Raw genomic sequence first — 17,419 nt, forward strand, 5'->3', positions numbered from 1 at the left:
TCTAGTCACCCACCGGCACCCCGCATTGCAAACAAGCACTGTCAAAGTTCAACAACTGTTGATTATTTTATTGCCCGGTAATACACGACTTTTGTTCTTTCAGAAACGGACTTCTTTGCAATGCTTCAAGGAGAGAAAGCATGACTCGCACTTCGCACACCGCGCTGCTGGCAGCGCCCAGCCTGACGCTGGCGCAAAAAACCGGCATCAACCTGGCCGCTGCCGCTCATTTGCTGATCGACGTGGCGCCGTACCCTGGAATGGACGCAGGAGATCTGATCGAACTGTTCTGGGACGGCTGCTACGTGGCTTCGCGGGTGTTGGTCGACGAAGAGCTCGGTGCGCCAATCAGCTTGCGGGTGCCAGAGAGTTTTATTGCCAGCGGTTTTTCGACCATTCATTACCGGGTCATGCAGGTCGGCCAAGGCCCGGCGTTGTCGGCGACCACCCGGATCGAGGTCAAGCTCGACTGCCCCGGCGGCCAGCCTTCGCCGCTGTGCGGTGACGAAAACCAGCAACTGGCGCCGGTGATCCTGCCCGAGACCATTCGCCGTCAGGGCGTAAACCCTAGCCAGATCAAACGTGGCGTGCCGCTGACCATCGAGCCGTATCTGAACATGGCTGAAGACGATGCAATCACGTTGCGCTGGGGCGACGTGCGCATGGACCTGGCGCGGATCACGGTCGACGATATCGGCCGGCCGATCCAGGTCTGGGTGCCGCCGGCAATCATTGTCGAAGGCGGCGAAGATCTGCGGCTGGACGTGACCTATTGCATCCTCGACCGGGTCGGTAACAACTCGCGCTGGGCACCACCGCGCACGCTGAAAATCGGATGTGTGAATCCCTATCTCAAAGTCCCGCTCAAACAAATCCCCAAAGCCGCTGAGTCCCGCCAGGACTAAATCCAATTCCCTGTGCCCCAGCACAGGGAATTGCTGCATGTCTGCAAAAGTTGTTAACCAACCAGAACAGTCACCCTTCTATACATATTCCTAAAAGTTAGTTTATTTAATATTTATACACGCTTAGGGTATATACACCGGACCACCGGACATTCTTTCTTTCGTCGCACGTTGCGGCGTTTTTCATGAGATGTGAGGTAGGTATGGTCCGGAACACAATCACCCCAGTGCAGATCGCCAGGGCATTGCGTGCAGCCAAGGAGCGGCACTGATGTCCAGTCTGGCAGACGCAAACGTCCAGTCTGATCTGGACATCGCCCCACTGTTGTTGCCCGCGCAAGTGCTACGTAGCGACGCCCAAGCCATTAAGGCTGCCCATGACCTGGCGCAAGTCGCCCGCGTGCAAGCGGCCAAACGCGACCGTCAGCGCAAGTTGCCGTGGTCAGAAATCGAGCAGTTCACCCGCAGCGGTCTGGGCAGCATTGCCATCCCGCGCGAGTACGGCGGACCGCAGGTTTCGTACGTCACTTTGGCCGAAGTGTTCGCGATCATTTCCGCGGCCGATCCGGCATTGGGGCAGATTCCGCAGAACCAGTTCGGCATCCTCAATCTGGTACTCGGCTGCGCCACCGAAGCGCAGAAAAAACAGCTGTTCCAGAGTGTTCTGGAAGGCTGGCGCATCGGTAATGCAGGTCCCGAACGCGGCACCAAAGACACCCTCGAATTGAAGGCGCGGATCACTGCCGATGGCGATGATTACGTGATCAACGGCCAGAAGTTCTACTCCACCGGCGCGCTGTTCGCGCATTGGGTTGCGGTCAAGGCGCTGAACGATGACGGCAAGCAAGTGCTGGCCTTCGTGCGTCGCGGTACGCCGGGCCTGCGCATCGTCGATGACTGGTCGGGCTTCGGTCAGCGCACCACCGCCAGCGGCACCATCCTGTTGAACAACGTGCGGGTCGAGGCCGGCCTCGTTGTGGACAACTGGAAGATCAACGAAAAACCCAATACTCAAGGCGCCGTCTCGCAGCTGATTCAAGCGGCGATTGACGCCGGTATCGCGCGTGGCGCTATCGACGACGCCATCGAGTTCGTCAAAACCCGCGCCCGGCCGTGGATCGACGCCAAGGTCGAGCGCGCCAGCGATGACCTCTACGTGATCGCCGACATCGGCAAACTGAAAATCGAACTGCACGCCGCCGAAGCGCTGTTGCGCAAGGCCGGGCAAGTGCTTGATCAGGTACACGCCGCACCAATCACTGCCGATTCTGCCGCCCGCGCCTCGATTGCCGTGGCCGAAGCCAAAGTGCTCACCACCGAAATTTCGCTGCTGGCCAGCGAAAAACTGTTCGAGCTGGCCGGCAGCCGCGCGACCCTCGCCGAATTCAACCTCGACCGGCACTGGCGTAACGCCCGGGTGCACACCCTGCACGACCCGGTGCGCTGGAAGTACCACGCGGTCGGCGCCTATCGCCTCAACGGTAAATTGCCGGCCCGTCACTCCTGGATCTGACGACCAGAACTTTTGACCAGATCTCTGGAGAACCCTATGACCTTTTCCCATCCCGTCGCGATCATCACCAGCGACGTACAAGCCCTGATCGTCGCCAGCGACCTGGCCGAAGACTTCCAGCGCGACAGCAACCTGCGCGACCGTGAACGGCGTCTGCCGTTGCCGGAGCTCGACGTATTTTCCCGTTCCGGCCTGTGGGGCATCAGCGTGCCCAAGGAGTACGGCGGCGCTGGCGTATCCAACGTCACGCTGGCCAAAGTCATCGCCCTGATCGCTCGGGCCGACGGCTCGCTCGGGCAGATTCCGCAGAACCATTTCTACGCCCTCGAAGTGCTGCGGGTGAACGGCAGCCACGAGCAAAAACAACGCCTGTACGCCGAAGTCCTCGCCGGCCAGCGCTTCGGCAATGCGCTGGCGGAACTGGGCACCAAAACCGCCCACGACCGGGTCACCAGCCTGACTCGCGACGGCGATGGTTATCGCATCAACGGCCGCAAGTTCTACGCCACCGGCGCGATTTACGCGCAGCGCATTCCGACTTCAGTGGTCGATGAAAATGGCGTGCAGCAACTGGCGTTCGTGCCGCACGACAGCAAAGGTTTGACGGTGATCGACGACTGGAGCGGCTTCGGCCAGCGCACCACCGGCAGCGGTTCGGTGGTGTTTGAGGACGTGTACGTTGCAGCCGAAGACGTGATTCCGTTCCAGAGCGCTTTCGAGCGTCCGACCCCGGTCGGCCCGCTGGCGCAGATTCTTCACGCGGCGATCGACACCGGCATCGCCCGCGCCGCCTATGAGGACGCGCTGCACTTCGTGCGCAGCAAGACCCGGCCGTGGATCGATTCCGGCAACGACAAAGCCACCGAAGATCCCTTGACCCTGAAAAGCTTCGGCCACTTGAGCATCCGCCTGCACGCCACCGAAGCCTTGCTCGAACGCGCCGGGGAATTCCTCGATGCGGCGCAGGCCGAGACCAATGCCGAGACTGTCGCAGCAGCTTCCATCGCGGTCGCCGAAGCGCGCGCAATCAGCACCGAAATCTCGCTGGCCGCCGGCAGCACGCTGTTCGAACTCGCCGGCAGCCAGGCAACCCTGATCGAGCACGGCCTCGATCGCCACTGGCGCAACGCCCGGGTACACACCCTGCACGACCCGGTGCGCTGGAAATATCACGCGGTCGGCAATTACTACCTCAACGATGAAAACCCGCCACTGCGGGGGACCATCTGATGAGCGATGCGAAGAAAAAGATCCTGCTGAATGCGTTCAACATGAACTGCATCGGCCACATCAACCACGGGTTGTGGACGCATCCACGGGATAACTCGACCCAGTACAAAACCATCGAATACTGGACCGAGCTCGCGCAACTGCTGGAGCGCGGACTGTTCGATGGCCTGTTCATTGCCGACATCGTCGGCGTGTACGACGTCTATCAGAACTCGGTGGATGTGCCGTTGAAAGAGTCGATCCAGTTGCCGGTCAACGACCCGCTGTTGCTGGTCTCGGCAATGGCCGCCGTGACCAAAAACCTCGGCTTCGGCCTGACCGCCAACCTCACATACGAACCGCCGTATCTGTTCGCCCGGCGCATGTCGACTCTTGATCATCTGAGCCGTGGCCGCGTCGGCTGGAACATCGTCACCGGTTATCTGGACAGCGCCGCAAAAGCCATGGGCCTCAGCGAGCAAGTCGAACATGACCGCCGTTACGACCAGGCCGACGAGTACCTCGAAGTGCTCTACAAACTCTGGGAAGGCAGCTGGGAAAACGGCGCGGTGCTCAACGATCCGCAGCAGCGCATCTACGTCCAACCGGACAAAGTGCACAAGGTCGAACACCAGGGCGAGTTCTATCAGGTCGAGGGTTATCACCTGTGCGAACCGTCACCGCAGCGCACGCCGGTACTGTTCCAGGCCGGCAGTTCGGATCGCGGTTTGCTGTTCGCCGGGCGGCATGCCGAGTGCGTGTTCATCAGCGGCCAGAACAAGCCGTCGACCAAGGTGCAGGTGGACAAGGTGCGCGCCAGCGCCGTCGAGGCCGGGCGCAATCCCGAGGACATCAAAGTATTCATGGGCCTGAATGTGATCGTCGGCGCGACCGAAGAAGCCGCCAGGGCCAAGCATGCCGAATACCTGAGCTACGCCAGTGCCGAAGCCGGTGTGGCGCATTTCTCGGCCTCGACCGGGATCGATTTCTCCGAATACGCAATCGACGAACCGATCCAGTACGTGAAGAGCAACGCCATTCAGTCGGCGACCAAGAATCTGCAAAACAACGACTGGACCCGGCGCAAGTTACTCGAACAGCACGCCCTCGGTGGCCGCTACATCACTGTGGTCGGCTCGCCGCAGCAAGTCGCCGATGAACTGGAATCGTGGATCGCCGAAACCGGCCTTGACGGCTTCAACCTGACCCGCATCGTTACCCCGGAAAGCTACGTGGATTTCATCGAACTGGTGATCCCCGAGCTGCAAACGCGCGGGTCGTACAAGACCGCGTACGACAGCGGCAGCCTGCGCGAGAAGCTGTTTCACGCTGAAGCGCATCTGCCTGAGCAACACACAGGATCGGCATTCCGCCGCTAAAAGCATCGCTGGCAAGCCAGCTCCCACAGGGATATGTGGCGTTCACAGAACACTGTGGGAGCTGGCTTGCCAGCGATGAGGCCTGACCAGACAACACAAATTTCATGCACTGACTGGAAAATCACTATGACCAAGAAGCTCCTGTCCCACCCAGTCAAAGCACTGGCCCTGGCCCTCGGCCTGTTCAGCTCGGCAGTATTCGCCGCCGACGCACCACTCAAAATCGGCACCACCGCAGCGTTCGCGATTCCGCTGGAAGCCGCCGTCGAAGAGGCCAACAAACAAGGCCTGAAAGTCGAGCTGGTGGAATTCACTGACTGGATCGCACCCAACGTCAGCCTCGCCGCCGGCGACATCGACGTGAACTACTTCCAGCACATCCCGTTCCTGGAAAACGCCAAAGCCGCCGCCGGTTTTGATCTGGTGCCATTCGCACCGGGGATCATCAACAACGTCGGCCTGTACTCGAAGAAATACAAAAGCTTCGACGAATTGCCGGAAGGCGCCAGCGTCGCCATCGCCAACGATCCGATCAACAGCGGTCGCGGTCTGCAACTGCTGGCCAAAGCTGGCCTGATCACGCTGAAACCAGGCGTTGGCTACAAGGCCACCGAAGACGACATCGTCGCCAATCCGAAAAAGATCAAAATCCTGCAAGTCGAAGCCGTGCAACTGGTGCGCGCCTACGACGACGCCGATCTGGTGCAGGGCTACCCGGCTTACATTCGTCTGGCAAAGACCTTCGATGCCGGCTCGGCGCTGCTATTCGACGGCCTCGATCACAAGGAATACGTGATCCAGTTCGTGATCCAGCCGAAGAGCAAAACCGATCCGCGGCTGATCAAATTCGTCGACATTTACCAACACTCCCCGGCCGTGCGCGCTGCGCTGGATAAAGCTCACGGCAAGCTGTATCAGGCCGGTTGGGAAAGCTAAATGACCGCTGCCATTCAACGGCGACCGGAGATTCCGGAGCCAACTGCACTCGCCGAGCGCACCGAATTGCACCCCGAGCTGAACCGCGCCCACGTGCGCTTCATCGGCCTCGGTAAAACCTATGAAGGTCGGCAAGGCCCGGTCGCGGCGCTGCACGGCATCGATCTGGCGATCCAGCGCGGTGAAGTGTTCGGCATCATCGGCCGCAGCGGCGCCGGCAAGTCGTCGCTGATTCGCACCATCAATCGTCTGGAACAACCGACCTCCGGCCGGGTGTTGATCGATCAAGTGGACATCGGCGAGTTCGACGAGGATCGCCTGGTCGCCCTGCGCCGAAGGATCGGCATGATCTTCCAGCACTTCAACCTGATGTCGGCCAAGACCGTGTGGCAGAACGTCGAATTGCCGCTGAAAGTTGCCGGCGTACCGAAAGAGCAGCGCGAGAAAAAAGTCCGCGAACTGCTGGAACTGGTGGGTCTTGAAGCCAAGCACAAAGCCTATCCGGCACAGCTCTCCGGCGGACAGAAACAGCGTGTCGGCATCGCCCGCGCGCTGGTGCACGACCCGGACATTTTGCTGTGTGATGAAGCCACTTCGGCACTCGACCCCGAAACCACCCAGTCGATACTCGGCTTGCTGCGCGAGATCAACAAACGCCTGGGTCTGACCATCGTTTTGATCACCCACGAAATGGCCGTGATCCGCGAAATCTGCGACCGCGTCGTGGTGCTTGAACATGGCCGTGTCGTCGAGCAGGGGCCGGTGTGGGAAGTGTTCGGCAACCCGCAACACGAGGTCAGCCAGACCTTGCTCGCGCCGTTGCAACACGCGTTGTCGGACGAATTGCACAGCCGCTTGCACACGCAAGCGCCGTCATCCGACGCAGCGGTGGTACTGCGTTTGCAATTCACCGGCAGCAGTGCCGATGAACCAGACCTTGCAGCGTTGTTTGCCGCCCTCGGCGGACGGGTGAAATTGCTTCAGGGCGGCGTCGAACGGATTCAGGGCCATGCGCTCGGGCAATTGCTACTGGCGGTGGCCGGTTCAGCGCTGGATGCGGAGCAATTGCGCCAGCGCGCCGCGCAATGGGCGCAACGGGTGGAGGTGTTGGGTTATGTGGTTTGATCGCTTGCTGCAAGGTTTCATCGACACGTTTTTGATGGTTGGCGTGTCGTCGCTGATCGCGTTGCTGGTGGGGATTCCGATGGCGGTGATTCTGGTCACCAGCGACAAGGGCGGGATCTACCAAGCGCCGGTTTTGAACCGCGCACTGGGCGCGTTCGTGAACCTGTTTCGCTCGATCCCGTTTCTGATTCTGATGGTGGCGCTGATTCCGTTCACGCGGTTGATCGTAGGCACCACTTACGGCGTGTGGGCGGCAGTCGTGCCGCTGACCATCGCCGCTACACCGTTCTTTGCGCGGATTGCCGAAGTCAGTTTGCGCGAGGTCGATCACGGCTTGATCGAAGCCGCACAAGCCATGGGCTGCCGGCGCTGGCACATCGTCTGGCACGTGCTGCTGCCCGAGGCGTTGCCGGGGATTGTCGGCGGTTTCACCATCACGCTGGTGACGATGATCAACTCCTCGGCCATGGCCGGGGCGATTGGTGCCGGCGGGTTGGGCGACATCGCGTATCGCTACGGTTATCAGCGCTTCGACAGCCAGATCATGTTGACCGTGATTGTGTTGCTGGTGGCGCTGGTGGCAGTCATTCAATTGGGTGGAGATCGACTGGCGCGAGGGCTGAACAAGCGCTGAGTCCCGTTGCATGGCGTATATTCGGCAAATCCCATTGCCTGCGCAGCCCCGACCATGAAACAGACCCCCACCGATCTTGAGCAGATCACTTCCACAACTCTCGGCCACTACAACTCGGTGGCCGAAGACTTTCGCGAAGGCACCCGCGATCATGATGTCAGCCAGAATATCGACGCGTTGCTGCGGCATATTCAGGCTGAAGCACCGTTGAGCATTCTGGATTTCGGCTGTGGGCCGGGGCGGGATTTGCAGACGTTCACGCGGATGGGGCATGTTGCGGTCGGTCTGGACGGCTCGGAAAAACTCGCACAAATGGCGCGTGATGACAGCGGCTGCGAAGTCTGGCAGCAGGATTTTCTCAAGCTTGATCTACCCGCTGAGCGCTTTGACGGGATCTTCGCCAATGCCGTGCTGTTTCATGTGCCGTTGCAGGAATTGCCTCGGGTGCTGCAGCAACTGCACGGCACATTGAAGCCGGGTGGTGTGTTGTTCAGTTCCAACCCGCGCGGAGATAACCGCGAAGGATGGAACGGGCCGCGGTACGGCTCGTATCACGATCTTGAGGCGTGGCGGGTGTTACTGACGGCTGCGGGGTTCACTGAACTCGAGCATTACTTCCGGCCAGCCGGGTTGCCGCGCGAACAGCAGCCCTGGCTGGCCAGCGTCTGGCGCAAAACCTGACGTTCAGGGTCTAGCGCCAACCTGGAAGTGCTTCACCCTACCGTCGGGCGAATGCAAGGTAATGCTCTGCTCCGGCAAGAACTGTCCCTGCACCTCACGCACCTGCAGATCAAAATTGGCCAGCAGCCGCGTGCCATCCTCGAAGGACGTCTGCTGTACGCGGCGATCCTCGCTCAACCATTCGAAACCGCTAAGCGCCTGGGTCGCCAGGCGCTCATGCAGCGGTCGGAAAAAAACATCCTGACGGGCAATCAGCGGCAATCGCTGCTGCAACGTGTCGGCGCTCAAGTGATAGAGCGGCGGCACGTTGTACAGCAGTTGCGTCAGCTCATTCTCGACCCGCACGTTGCTCAATTTCAGACTGTCGAACAGCCAGTGATGGGTGGTGATGACCGATCCATGGAATACCGCCTGATACAGCGGCAAACGACTGGCCGGTTCAAAGTGGACGCGGCGGAAGGCTTCTTTGATTGGCACCGGTTTGAAGAACACCTCAGGCTGTTCCGGCGGATACCACTTGCCGACATAGTATTTGGACCGGGTGTCCTTGCTCATATCGACGTCGCCCCAACCAATCACCGGCGTCTGCATGCCATGCGCGAACAACACGCCTTGCGCGGTGGTCGCATTGCCGTCCTCCGAACCGCTGGGCAGTTGCAGCACTTGATTGATCCAGCGTGAAGCCTCGACATTACCTTGGGCATTCTGCGCCTGGGTCATGGTCGCCTCGGGACGGTAGCTGTCGAACAGCATGCCGGTGGCATAGGCATCGAGAAACCAGCTATTGAAACCGGCGGCGTCGCGAATCGCAGGGACGCGTTTCTCCAGCAATGGGCGCACACAACGCGGATCGGTGTAGTGACCCGACTGCTGGAAACCGCTTTTCATCTGGCCGTTTTTCAGCACGATTGCGCACTCAAGATGCGCCGTGTCGCCCAGATGTGCGGTGGTCCAGTCAGGATTTTCGCTACGACCGAGCGCGGTTTCATACGAGTCATATGGCGCGACCAGATACCCCGCCGCCACGCCCGCGCGGACCGCTTGCGGATGCCAGAGTCCACCCTCCCAGCCCTCGCCCAACCCCAGCCACAAGCGTGACAGCCCGGCACTCTGCAATTGCCTGACCGTATCCAGCGACAAGGTGTTGCCCCAGCGCTCGGGCTCGGGATTCAGCGCGTCAGAGAGCTCAGTTTCCACCTGCGTCCGCACCTTGGCATAACCGTTGACCAGCGCCTGCATGTCCGGCACCGCTTGGGCTTGCCAGGTCTTGCGCGCCAGCGTATTCAACGCGCCATTGAGACCGCGCATCAGCACAGTTTTCTGGTAGGCATTCAACGCCATCGTGCTGGCCACAACCTGCAATGCTTCACGATCCATCCCCGCGCGTAGCTGACTGGCCATCGCGTCTTGGGCGCGCAACTTGCCGAGCAGAATCGGCCAATTGCGCACGTCCTTGCTGCCAAGCAAGTCATTGCCCCACAGATAAACATGACTGGCACCCAAGAGCTTTTTCGCCTCAGGGGTTTTCTCGAATTTGCTGCTCAGGGTTTCGTAGCGGCCGTGATCGATCAGCCATTGCCGGTAGCGTTTTGCGCCGGCTAACGGATCGGCTTCCCCGAGAAACAGGCTGAAGGTCAGTGGCGTCGACGGCTGGAGTGAGGTGAATTGATGCCGGGCGCGCAACGCCAGCGTCTGGTCCTCTGCGCTGAACAGGATCTGATTGTTGTAGGGATTGGTCATCAGCCAGTTCAGCGTGAAGCTGCCATGGTCGACACCCCACAGCGGCAGGCTCAGATCCTGAGTGGTATTGAACGCGCCCTGTCCCAGCAGAAATTCCTGCCACAGCGGATCACCGCGCGGCACGTAATGCCCCTCGGCCAGCGGCCAGATCAGGCCTTTGCCCATGGCGCTCGCGGGTTGGCGCAAGAACTCCAGCTCGGCCGGGTCGCGCGCAGTGATCGAGAACGCCAGATCACGCTGATCAAGCCTTACGCTCAGCGTCCACGCGCCATCGTCCCATTGCCAATCGGCCCGCGTGGAAGTCGTGGTGAGCTGACTGACCTTGTGCGCGGCAACGCCAGCAGACGCCTGTAGCGTTTGCGCCTGTGCGGGAGTGACACGAATCGCCAGGGTTGCCGGGTCGAGTTCGACCCGCCACAACGGGTTTTCCAGCACGGTGTTGGCCGAGGCCCAGGGCGATAGCAACAAAGCGAAGCCGAGCACGGCACAGCGCAAGCCGAGATGGAGAAGCTGCATGGGGATATCCCTTCTGCGTCAAAGCAAGGGAGGGTAAAGCAGGCGGAGCGGGATGTCGGTCAGCAAGATGTTGGAGAATTGTAGAAACGATCGCTGGCAGGCCAGTTCCCACAGGTGCAATGCATTTGCCTGTAGGAATTGACCTGCCAACGCACCATCACGCCGCGTCTTTTTTCGGCTCGCGAATCTTGTACCAGGCCACATACAGCGCCGGCAAAAACAGCAGCGTGAGCAATGTCGCGATGATAATCCCGCCAATCATCGCGTAGGCCATCGGCCCCCAGAACACTTCCCGGGCAATCGGGATCATGCCCAGGCTGGCTGCAGCCGCTGTCAGCAAAATCGGCCGGCGTCGATGCTCCGTCGCTTTCGCCACCGCATCCCAAGGCTCAAGGCCTTCTTTCTCCAGTTCCTCGATCTGCGTCACCAGAATCACCGAGTTACGGATGATGATACCGATCAGCGCGAGAATCCCGAGGATCGCCACAAAGCCCATCGGCGTACCGGTCGGGATCAGCGCCAGCACCACGCCGATCAGCCCCAGCGGCGCGACACTGGCGACCAGAAACAGCTTCTGCACGCTGTGCAACTGGATCATCAGGAAGGTCGCCATCAGGAACAGCATCAACGGCACAACCTTGGCAATCGGCCCCTGGGCCTTGCCGCTTTCCTCCACCGTACCGCCAGTAGCGACCTTGTAGCCCACCGGCAAACCGGCGGCGAATTGATCGATGGTCGGTTTCAATTGCTTGACCAGATCGGTCGGCTGAATCTCGTCACGCACTGCGGCTTTGATGGTGATGGTCGGTTTGCGGTCGCGGCGCCACACCAGTGGCTGTTCCAGTTCATAACGCACAGTGGCGAAGGCCAGCAGCGGAATCGAAGTGCCGCTTGGCGTGACGATTTGCAGGTTCTGCAGGGTCTCCGGAGTACCGCGTTCAGCATCCTCGGCACGCCCGACCACGTTGATCAGATAGATGTCGTCATCGACCTGAGTCACCGGCGAACCGACAACGATGCTGTTCATCAGATTGGCCACGTCTTCCGACGACAAGCCCAGTTGCCGCGCCTTGTCCTGGGCGATGTCGATGCGCAGGACTTTGCCCGGCTCGTTCCAGTCGTAAATGATCTCGCCAATGTGCGAATTTTTGTCCAGCTCAGTGGCCAGTTCGATCGCATGTTTGCGCACCTGATCGATGTCCTTGCCGCTAACCCGGTACTGGATCGGCCGCCCGACCGGCGGGCCCATTTCCAGCGCTTGCACGTAACTGCCGATGCCGACGAAGTCCTTGCGCAGGCGTTCACGCAGCTTCTGGCTCAGCGCTTCGCGGGATTCAAAATCCTTGCTCACAATCACCAGCTGCGCGTAGTACGGGTTCTGCAATTGCTGGTCGAGCGGCAGATAGAAACGGATCGCGCCTTCGCCGATGTAAGTGCTCCAACGGACGATGTCCGGGTCGCCCTTGAGGGTGGCTTCGAGCTTGTCCACAGCCTTGCGCGTTTCGGCCATCGAGGCGTTTTGCGGCAGGTTGAGATCGACGAGAATTTCCGGCCGGTCCGACGAAGGGAAAAACTGGTTCTGCACGAACTGCATGGAAAACACCGACGCCGCAAACAACCCAACGGTGATGCCGATTGCCCACCAACGGTTGCGCATGGCCCAGAGCATGCCGTAGTTGAAGGCACGGCCGACGCGTCCTGGTTCTGCGTTATGCGGCTTCACCTTGGCGCTGAGAATATGCACGCCGATCACCGGCGCGAACAGCACCGCGACAATCCACGACACCAGCATCGCCACCACGATCACCGCAAACAGGGTGAAGGTGTACTCGCCGGCCGAACTGGCGTTGAGGCCAATCGGCACGAAACCGGCGACGGTCACCAGGGTACCGGTGAGCATCGGGAATGCGGTCGAGGTGTAGGCGAAGGTCGCGGCTTGTTCCTTGGTCTCGCCCATCTCCAGCCGCGTGACCATCATCTCCACCGTGATCATGGCGTCGTCCACCAGCAGGCCGAGGGCGATGATCAACGCGCCGAGGGAAATCCGCTGCATGGTGATGCCGCTGTATTCCATGAACACGAAGACCATCGCCAGCACCAGCGGAATCGAGCACGCCACCACCAGACCGGCGCGCACACCGAGGCTGATGAAGCTCACCACCAATACGATGATCACCGCTTCGAACAGCGCGCTGGTGAAGCCGCCGACGGCTTTTTCCACCACGTCGGCCTGATCAGAAACCGTGTGCACGCCAACGCCTACCGGCAAATCAGCGGTCAGCTGGTCCATGCGCTGGTGCAGCGCCTTGCCGAATTCCTGGATGTTGCCGCCCTTCTTCATCGCGATGGCGAGGCCGATCGCAGGTTTACCGTCGAAGCGGAATTCGGGGATTGCCGGGTCAACGTAACCGCGACTGATGTTGGCGATATCCGCCAGACGATAGAAGCGGTCATTCAGGCGCAGGTTGACGTCGGCCAGGTCTTTCTCCGAAGCGAACTGCCCGGAAGTGCGCACAGAAATCCGCTCCGGCCCGGCTTCAATCACACCGGCCGGCGTCACCGCGTTCTGCGATTGCAGACTCTGTACAACCTGGCGCTGATCGATGCCCAGTGCCGCGAGTTTGCGCGTGGAGAAGTTCAGGTAGAGGACTTCGTCCTGCTCGCCGACCATCTCGACCTTGCCCAGCCCCGGTACTTCGCGGATCTCGGCGCGCACTTGCTCGACGTAATCGCGCAACTGGCGCATCGACAAGCCGTCGGCGGTGAACGCATACACCGAACCGAACACATCTCCGAACTCGTCGTTGAATCCCGGCCCTTGCAGACCTTTGGGGAAGTCACCGCGAATGTCGTTGATCTTCTTGCGCACCTGGTACCAGATGTCCGGGATGTCCTTGGCGCTGGTGGTATCGCGCAGGTACACGAACACCGTGGATTCACCGGGCCTCGTGTAGCTTTTCACGTAGTCGAGGGAATCGAGTTCCTCGAGTTTTTTCTCGATGCGGTCGGTGACCTGCTTGAGGGTTTCTTCCTGCGTTGCACCGGGCCAACGGGTCTGAATGACCATGGTCTTGATGGTGAACGAGGGGTCTTCCTCGCGACCGAGGTTCATGTACGAAAACACGCCCATCAGCAGCGCGACGAACATCAGGTACCACACGAACGACTGATGCTTGAGAGCCCACTCGGATAAGTTGAAAGGCCCTTTCATCGTGGACTGTCCTCGTCGATTTTGACTTTCTGCCCCGGTTTGAGGCTGTTCACTCCCGCCGTCACCACGCGCTCACCAGCCTTCACCCCACCGGCCAGCACCACCGTGCTGTCAGTGCGGCTGATCAGGCTCACATCGCGTGGCGATACGGTTTGTGCCTGCGAATCGATGACCCAGATGCGTGTCTTGCCGTCGACCTCCTGCACCACGCTAGCCGGCAATTCCAGACGCGGCTTGATTGCCGAGCTGAGGGTGACGCTGATCGCGGTGCCGAGGCGAAAGCCCTGCGGCGTATCGGTCAGTGTCAGACGTGCACGGCGCGTACGGGTTGCACTTTGTGCCTGCGGTTCGATTTCGCGGATGGTCGCTGTGGTGTTGATGCTCGGGTCGAGTTGCGCGGCCACCGAGAACACCACATCCGCCGGCAGTTGATCGACCAGCGTGTCCGGCAGATCGATCACCGCTTCCTTGATGTCCGGTTGCGCCAGTGTCACCACTTGCTGGCCGGCAGTAACCACTTGCCCGGCCTCGGCATTCCACGCGGTGACCACGGCTTTGTGGTCGGTGCGCAGTTGCACGTAGTCGAGCTGATCCTTGGCCTGACTCAGCGCCGCCCTGGCTTGATCGAGCGAAGCCTGCGTGGTTTTCAGATCGGTCTGTGCGATGTCGAGTTGCGCCTGAGCGCCGACGCCGCGGTCGAACAATTGCTGCTGGCGACGAGCGTTGGCCTGAGCGTTGATGTACTGCGCCTGGATGCGTGCGAGATCGCCTTGGGCGGCGCGTAACTGGTTCTGCTGATCGGTCGGGTCGAGAGTCGCGAGCAAGGCGCCCTTCTCGACCTCGGCGCCGACATCGACATTACGGCTGGCGATGCGACCCGGCACACGGAAACCGACATTGCTTTCGTAACGCGCCTGAATGCTCCCGGCGAATCGTCCGAGGTCTTCTTGATTGAGGGTTTTGACTTCCACCGACAGCACCGGACGCACCGGCTCCGGTGGCGCTTCCTTTTCCGAGCAAGCGCCGAGCGCCAGTAACGCGGACAACAGCAGCAGGCGCTTCATGGCTGGGCTTCCACTTGCAGATCCTTGTAGGTGTTTTCAGCGATCTCGACTTTCATCCCCGGATGCAGCAGTTGGCCGCCGGCGATGATCACTTTGTCGCCAGCTTTCAAGCCGTCGCTGACGATGACTTTGCCGGTGAGATAACGACCGACCGTAACCGTGTGCAACTGCGCTTTGCCCTCGCCGTCGATGATCCACACCGCCGGGTCGCTGAGGTTTTTCGTCAGCGCCGACCACGGCAACTCGACGGCGGATTTGCCCGCGGTTTTCGCTGTGGCGCTGACCACAGAACCGAGCTGCATGCCGTCCGGCAAGGCATCGAGGGTGACTTTGACTTGCACGGTGCCGGTCTGCGCCGAAACTGCCGGGGTGATTTCGCGCACGGTGCCGGTGGTTTTGATTTTCGGGTTGTCGAGCAGGCTGACCTCGATCGAACGATCCGATGGCGGCCCGGACAATAGTGATTCGTAGATGTTGAATACCGCGTCACGACCGCCGTCGCGCGCCAGGCTGTAGATCGGCACGGTGGCTTGCACGACTTGCCCGACTTCAGCCTGACGCGCCGTGATGATGCCCGGCGCATCGGCGACCAGCGCCGTGTAGCTCAGCTGTTCGCGGGCATTGGCCAGTTGCGCCTGCGCAGCGGTAAGCGCGCTCTGACTGCTGCGCAACGCGGCTTGGGCAGAGTCGTATTCGGATTGGCTGGTATAGCCCTTGGGCAGGAGTTTTTGCTGACGCACGAACGCCGCTGCAGTCTGTTTGACCCGCGCCTGCTCGGCCAGCACCTGGGCATTGGCGGAATCGACGTTGGTCTGCAAATCTTTCGGATCAAGTTTGGCCAGCACTTGTTTGGCGGTGACGCGGTCGCCGACATCGACCATGCGCTGAATGATCTTGCCACCGACGCGGAACGACAAATCGGTCTGCACCCGCGCCTGCACGTCACCGGTCAGGGTCACCGAGGCGGCGTAATCCGCCGGTTTGACCTCTTGCACGAACACGCGCGGCAGGTCCTTTTCGGCCTGCTTCTTTTCGCCACAGGCGCTCAGCAGCACGAGCAGACTCAGTATCACCACTGTTTTCAAACCGGGACTCGCCATGCAGACTCCTTTGCGTTTGTACGAACGTGCAAGTGACGATACGACTGTGAGCTTAGAACAGGGTTCCGCCTTCGCTTGCGCGTTATCAGCATTTACCCGCGCAGGCGTATCCTGACGCAGATTCGGGGTACCAGAGAAGGACTTTCATGCTCAAAACCCTTGCGGTGGCCAATTACCGCTCGATCAATAAATTGGTGATCCCGCTCGGCCGCTTGAACCTGATCACTGGCCCCAACGGCAGCGGCAAGTCCAACCTGTACCGGGCGTTGCGCCTGCTCGCGGAAACCGCGCAGGGCGGCGTGGTCAATGCGCTGGCTCGCGAGGGTGGGCTGGACTCGACGTTCTGGGCCGGGCCGGAAAACATTAGCCGACGCATGCGTAATGGTGAAGTGCCGATTGAATCGACCGTGCGCCAAGGCGTGAAGCGCCTGCGCCTGGGATTTGCCGGGGAGGATTTCAGTTATTCGATCAGCCTCGGACTGCCCGACTCGAATGGACATTTCATGCTGCCCGGCAATTCTCAGCCCATCCCCTCGCGGTTTAGCCTCGACCCGCAGATCAAGCGTGAATGCATTTGGGCGGGCCAAATCTATCGTCCGGCGAGCCTGCTGGTGGATCGCGACGGCCCGATGATCCGCACTCGGGATAACCGCAGCTGGGACGTGCTGGCCCAGCACACGCCGAACTTCGACAGCCTGTTCGACCAGGTCGGCAGCCTGCGCACCTCGCCGGAAGTGTTCCAGATGCGCGAATTCATCCGGCGCTGGCGCTTCTACGATCACTTTCGCAGCGACGCCGACGCGCCGGTGCGCCAGCCGCAACTGGGCACGCGCACGCCGGTGCTGCATCACGATGGCCGCGACCTGGCGGCAGCGTTGCAGACGATCATTGAAATCGGCGATCCCGAGGCGTTGCAAACAGCGATCAGTGACGCTTTTCCCGGAGCACGACTGCATATCGAACCGCAGGCCGGCGGACGTTTCGCCATCGAGTTTTATCAGGAAGGATTGCTGCGGCCATTGTCGGCGGCGGAGTTGTCGGATGGCACGCTGCGTTATCTGCTGCTGGTCGCGGCGCTGCTGACGCCACGGCCACCGTCGCTGATGGTGCTGAACGAGCCGGAAACCAGTCTGCACCCGGATCTGCTGCCGGCGTTGGCGCGGCTGATTATTCGGGCGTCGGAGGAGTGTCAGGTTTGGGTGGTGTCGCATGCTCGGCGGTTGATTTCGGCGTTGCAGGAGGATGAGGAATGCAATTGCATCGTGCTGGAGAAGACGCTGGGGCAGACCGGGATTGTCGGGCAGCGGATACTCGATGAGCCGGCGTGGAATTGGCCTGACTAAGTGTGTCAGTTGGAGAGCCCCTCACCCTAACCCTCTCCCGGGGGAGAGGGGACTGATCGAGTT

Annotated in this window: 13 protein-coding genes; 9 read left to right on the forward strand and 4 right to left on the reverse strand. The window is 60.6% G+C overall.

Going from position 1 to position 17,419, the window contains the following annotated elements:
* The first annotated feature begins 140 nt into the window (after positions 1–140).
* The 8 genes from ACP7BN_RS04785 to ACP7BN_RS04820 all read left to right on the forward strand — a co-directional run bounded on the left by ACP7BN_RS04785 (position 141) and on the right by ACP7BN_RS04820 (position 8,382).
* A complete protein-coding gene (locus ACP7BN_RS04785; protein ID WP_426202029.1) occupies positions 141–905 on the forward strand; it encodes a hypothetical protein in 765 nt (254 codons plus the stop codon).
* 271 nt (positions 906–1,176) lie between these two features.
* Complete coding sequence (locus ACP7BN_RS04790; protein WP_426202030.1) at positions 1,177–2,418, forward strand: SfnB family sulfur acquisition oxidoreductase; 1,242 nt, start codon at positions 1,177–1,179, stop codon at positions 2,416–2,418.
* A gap of 36 nt (positions 2,419–2,454) precedes the next feature.
* The gene (locus ACP7BN_RS04795; protein WP_426202033.1) at positions 2,455–3,648 is read left to right on the forward strand and encodes an SfnB family sulfur acquisition oxidoreductase; all 1,194 of its coding nucleotides are present in this window, start codon (positions 2,455–2,457) and stop codon (positions 3,646–3,648) included.
* Positions 3,648–5,006 (forward strand): LLM class flavin-dependent oxidoreductase, encoded by a 1,359-nt coding sequence (locus tag ACP7BN_RS04800; RefSeq protein WP_426202035.1) that lies wholly within the window; start codon positions 3,648–3,650, stop codon positions 5,004–5,006. Before ACP7BN_RS04795 ends, ACP7BN_RS04800 begins: the two co-directional genes overlap by 1 nt.
* Positions 5,007–5,132: 126 nt before the next feature.
* Positions 5,133–5,942: a MetQ/NlpA family ABC transporter substrate-binding protein gene (locus ACP7BN_RS04805; RefSeq protein WP_426202038.1), complete on the forward strand. Its 810-nt coding sequence runs from the start codon at positions 5,133–5,135 to the stop codon at positions 5,940–5,942.
* Positions 5,943–7,067: a methionine ABC transporter ATP-binding protein gene (locus ACP7BN_RS04810; protein ID WP_426202040.1), complete on the forward strand. Its 1,125-nt coding sequence runs from the start codon at positions 5,943–5,945 to the stop codon at positions 7,065–7,067.
* Positions 7,057–7,701, forward strand: a complete 645-nt coding sequence (locus ACP7BN_RS04815; RefSeq protein ID WP_064116958.1) for a methionine ABC transporter permease — start codon at positions 7,057–7,059, stop codon at positions 7,699–7,701. The genes ACP7BN_RS04810 and ACP7BN_RS04815 overlap by 11 nt, the downstream gene beginning before the upstream one ends.
* A gap of 54 nt (positions 7,702–7,755) precedes the next feature.
* Entirely contained in the window at positions 7,756–8,382 is a 627-nt protein-coding gene (locus ACP7BN_RS04820) for a class I SAM-dependent methyltransferase (RefSeq protein ID WP_426202043.1), read from the forward strand.
* Between the two features lie 3 nt (positions 8,383–8,385).
* Here the strand turns inward: ACP7BN_RS04820 and ACP7BN_RS04825 are convergent, their stop codons facing one another.
* The 4 genes from ACP7BN_RS04825 to ACP7BN_RS04840 form a co-directional block, all read right to left on the reverse strand.
* Positions 8,386–10,638 (reverse strand): glycoside hydrolase, encoded by a 2,253-nt coding sequence (locus ACP7BN_RS04825; RefSeq protein WP_426202045.1) that lies wholly within the window; start codon positions 10,636–10,638, stop codon positions 8,386–8,388.
* A 157-nt stretch (positions 10,639–10,795) separates the two neighbouring features.
* Complete coding sequence (locus ACP7BN_RS04830; protein ID WP_426202047.1) at positions 10,796–13,849, reverse strand: efflux RND transporter permease subunit; 3,054 nt, start codon at positions 13,847–13,849, stop codon at positions 10,796–10,798.
* Complete coding sequence (locus ACP7BN_RS04835; protein ID WP_426202048.1) at positions 13,846–14,913, reverse strand: efflux RND transporter periplasmic adaptor subunit; 1,068 nt, start codon at positions 14,911–14,913, stop codon at positions 13,846–13,848. Before ACP7BN_RS04835 ends, ACP7BN_RS04830 begins: the two co-directional genes overlap by 4 nt.
* Entirely contained in the window at positions 14,910–16,013 is a 1,104-nt protein-coding gene (locus tag ACP7BN_RS04840) for an efflux RND transporter periplasmic adaptor subunit (protein WP_426202050.1), read from the reverse strand. The genes ACP7BN_RS04835 and ACP7BN_RS04840 overlap by 4 nt, the downstream gene beginning before the upstream one ends.
* A gap of 146 nt (positions 16,014–16,159) precedes the next feature.
* On the opposite strand from ACP7BN_RS04840, the gene ACP7BN_RS04845 reads away from it, so the two are divergent.
* Positions 16,160–17,356 (forward strand): AAA family ATPase, encoded by a 1,197-nt coding sequence (locus ACP7BN_RS04845; RefSeq protein ID WP_426202051.1) that lies wholly within the window; start codon positions 16,160–16,162, stop codon positions 17,354–17,356.
* Positions 17,357–17,419 lie beyond the last annotated feature (63 nt).

Source organism: Pseudomonas sp. TWP3-1 (assembly GCF_049896625.1).
Taxonomy (GTDB): Bacteria; Pseudomonadota; Gammaproteobacteria; order Pseudomonadales; family Pseudomonadaceae; genus Aquipseudomonas.

What these genes read in the sequence shown, in the direction of transcription:
- ACP7BN_RS04785 (WP_426202029.1), top strand. Translation starts at nt 141, where the DNA reads ATGACTCGCACTTCGCACACCGCGCTGCTGGCAGCGCCCAGCCTGACG.
- ACP7BN_RS04790 (WP_426202030.1), top strand. Translation starts at nt 1,177, where the DNA reads ATGTCCAGTCTGGCAGACGCAAACGTCCAGTCTGATCTGGACATCGCC.
- ACP7BN_RS04795 (WP_426202033.1), top strand. Translation starts at nt 2,455, where the DNA reads ATGACCTTTTCCCATCCCGTCGCGATCATCACCAGCGACGTACAAGCC.
- ACP7BN_RS04800 (WP_426202035.1), top strand. Translation starts at nt 3,648, where the DNA reads ATGAGCGATGCGAAGAAAAAGATCCTGCTGAATGCGTTCAACATGAAC.
- ACP7BN_RS04805 (WP_426202038.1), top strand. Translation starts at nt 5,133, where the DNA reads ATGACCAAGAAGCTCCTGTCCCACCCAGTCAAAGCACTGGCCCTGGCC.
- ACP7BN_RS04810 (WP_426202040.1), top strand. Translation starts at nt 5,943, where the DNA reads ATGACCGCTGCCATTCAACGGCGACCGGAGATTCCGGAGCCAACTGCA.
- ACP7BN_RS04815 (WP_064116958.1), top strand. Translation starts at nt 7,057, where the DNA reads ATGTGGTTTGATCGCTTGCTGCAAGGTTTCATCGACACGTTTTTGATG.
- ACP7BN_RS04820 (WP_426202043.1), top strand. Translation starts at nt 7,756, where the DNA reads ATGAAACAGACCCCCACCGATCTTGAGCAGATCACTTCCACAACTCTC.
- ACP7BN_RS04825 (WP_426202045.1), bottom strand. Translation starts at nt 10,638, where the DNA reads ATGCAGCTTCTCCATCTCGGCTTGCGCTGTGCCGTGCTCGGCTTCGCT.
- ACP7BN_RS04830 (WP_426202047.1), bottom strand. Translation starts at nt 13,849, where the DNA reads ATGAAAGGGCCTTTCAACTTATCCGAGTGGGCTCTCAAGCATCAGTCG.
- ACP7BN_RS04835 (WP_426202048.1), bottom strand. Translation starts at nt 14,913, where the DNA reads ATGAAGCGCCTGCTGCTGTTGTCCGCGTTACTGGCGCTCGGCGCTTGC.
- ACP7BN_RS04840 (WP_426202050.1), bottom strand. Translation starts at nt 16,013, where the DNA reads ATGGCGAGTCCCGGTTTGAAAACAGTGGTGATACTGAGTCTGCTCGTG.
- ACP7BN_RS04845 (WP_426202051.1), top strand. Translation starts at nt 16,160, where the DNA reads ATGCTCAAAACCCTTGCGGTGGCCAATTACCGCTCGATCAATAAATTG.